The sequence below is a fragment of the Aeromicrobium sp. Leaf272 genome, assembly GCF_001422865.1.
Classification (GTDB): Bacteria; Actinomycetota; Actinomycetes; order Propionibacteriales; family Nocardioidaceae; genus Aeromicrobium.
Genome location: NZ_LMMY01000009.1, coordinates 301,772 through 304,128 on the forward strand (window position 1 = coordinate 301,772; position 2,357 = coordinate 304,128).

Genomic DNA, 2,357 nt, shown 5'->3' on the forward strand with positions numbered 1-2,357 from the left:
CCTCCTGCTGCTGCGCCGCTACCGCCTCGACGAGGAGCTCGCCCGTGCCTGACTCTTCCCCCAGCCATCCCACTCCCGAGGCCGTCATCGCCGAGCTCGAGGAGCTGCGGTCCGGCGACCTGCCCACGCACGGCGGCCGCACCCTGGCGTACGTCTACGACTCGGGCATCGCCGAGGCCGACGAGCTCGGCCGCCGGGCGCTCGCGATGTACGGAGCGACGAACGGGCTCGACCCCACCGCGTTCCCGAGCCTGTTGCGCATGGAGCGCGACCTCGTGACCTTCGCGCGCGACGCGCTGCACGGACCGCCCGAGACGGTCGGCACCGTCACGTCGGGCGGCACCGAGTCGATCCTGCTTGCCGTCAAGGCCGCGCGCGACGCCTCGCCCGTCGACCGCCCGGCCATGGTCGTGCCCACCACGATCCATGCCGCGTTCCACAAGGCCGCCCACTACTTCGGGGTGGAGCTCGTGGCGGTCGACGTCGACCCGCGGACCCGTCGCGCCGACGTCGGCGCGATGGTCGAGGCGATCGACGGGCTCGGCGAGCGCGTGGTGCTCGTGGCGGTGTCGGCACCCTCGTACGCCCACGGCGTCGTCGACCCGGTTCCCGAGATCGCCACGGAGACGTCGGCGCGAGGCCTGCGGCTCCACGTGGACGCCTGCATCGGTGGCTGGGTCCTGCCGTGGGTCGACGACGCTCCGGCGTGGGACCTGGCGGTCCCCGGCGTCACCAGCGTCTCGGTCGACCTGCACAAGTACGCCTACGCACCCAAGGGCGTCTCGCTGCTGCTGTTCGCCGACCCCGCACACCGGCGAGCGCAGTTCTACGCGAGCGCCGACTGGCCCGGCTACACGATGCTCAACGCCACCGTGCAGTCCACCAAGTCCGGTGGACCCCTCGCGGCGGCGTGGGCCGTGGTCCGCTACCTCGGCGACGACGGCTACGCCCGACTCGTGCGCCAGACGATCGACGCCACCCGCGCGCTCGCCGACGGCATCGGCGGCATCGACCACCTGCACGTGGTGGTGCCGCCGGACTCGACGCTGCTGTGCGTCGGCGCCGACGACGCGCTCGACGTGTTCACGCTGAGCGACCGCATGCTCGCCCGCGGCTGGTTCGTGCAGCCGCAGATGTCGTGGCGCGACGAGCCGGCGACGCTGCACCTGACGATGTGCGCCGCCACCGCCCCGCAGGTCCCGCAGCTGCTGGAGGACCTCGCTGCCGCGACGGCCGACGCGGTCGCGGCCGGTCCGGTGACGGTCGACGCCGAGCTGCGCGCCGTGGCCGAGTCCCTCGACCCGGCCACGCTGGACGACGCGACGTTCGACCTGCTCCTGCAGACCGCGGGCCTCGGTGACGGCAGCGGCGAGGTGTCCGTGCCGCAGGAGATGGCGCCGGTGAACGCCCTGCTCGACGTCGCGCCCCCGCGCCTGCGCGAGGCCCTGCTCGTCGCGTTCCTGGACCGCCTCACCCGGTGAGACATGGACCGGGGTCCGACCCCAGGGAACGCCGACCCGGCACATTCAGGACGACGACCCGCGCCGTGCGCGGAAGGCGAGGGAGAGCACCAGGGCCAGCGCCGTGGCGGTGACGGTCACCGCGAACGCCGGGGTGTGGCCGCCGAGGTCGGCGAGTCGGCCCGCCACCGTCGAGCCGAGCGCGTACCCGATGCCCGTGGCACCGGCGAGCAACGTCATGGCGGTGCCGACGCGCTCGGGCTCGACCACGGATCCCGCCATCGCGAAGTTGCTGATCATGTACGGCGCCACCGCGAAGCCCAGCAGGGCGATCACGGCGACGAGCTGCCCGATGGTCTGCACCAGGAGAAGCGGCACCGACAGGACGAGCAGCGCGGACGCGGACGCGACCATGCGCGTCGGGTAGCCGATGCGCTCGGGCAGGGCGGCGATCGCGAGGCCGGCGATCGCGCTGCCGACCCCGAGCGTCGCGTGGATGAGACCGGCCTGGCCGGGCTCGCCCGCGGCGGTGGCCAGCACGGTGGACCCCGTCTGCGTGGCACCGAACAGCATGCCGATCAGCATCTGGGCGAGAGCGAGCACCACGAGGACCCCGGTGATCACGGGCGCGTCGGACCGGACGGCCCCCGGTTCGGGTCGGGTGAGCGCGGCGGTGGGGTGGAGTGCGAACCACGACCCGAAGGCCACGAGCAGCCCCGCAGCCACCAGCAGCGCGTCGCCCGGGGCCACCACGACCGCCAGCAGCCCGACCGTCGCGGGGCCGAGCACGAAGGAGACCTCGTCGGCCGCTCCTTCGTAGGAGAACGCAGCGTCGACGAGCCGGCGCTGGTCGGGAGCCCGACGGGTGATCGGCTGCCACCGCACGCGGGCCAGCGG

Annotated in this window: 2 protein-coding genes; one reads left to right on the forward strand and one right to left on the reverse strand. The window is 73.9% G+C overall.

Features of this window, described 5'->3' with window-relative positions; translation table 11 throughout:
- Window positions 1–44: 44 nt before the first annotated feature.
- Window positions 45–1,481, forward strand: a complete 1,437-nt coding sequence (locus ASF38_RS03020; RefSeq protein ID WP_056573542.1) for an aspartate aminotransferase family protein — start codon at window positions 45–47, stop codon at window positions 1,479–1,481.
- 45 nt (window positions 1,482–1,526) lie between these two features.
- Here the strand turns inward: ASF38_RS03020 and ASF38_RS03025 are convergent.
- The coding region (locus ASF38_RS03025; protein ID WP_235497365.1) for an MFS transporter at window positions 1,527–2,357 on the reverse strand (831 nt) is incomplete at its 5' end.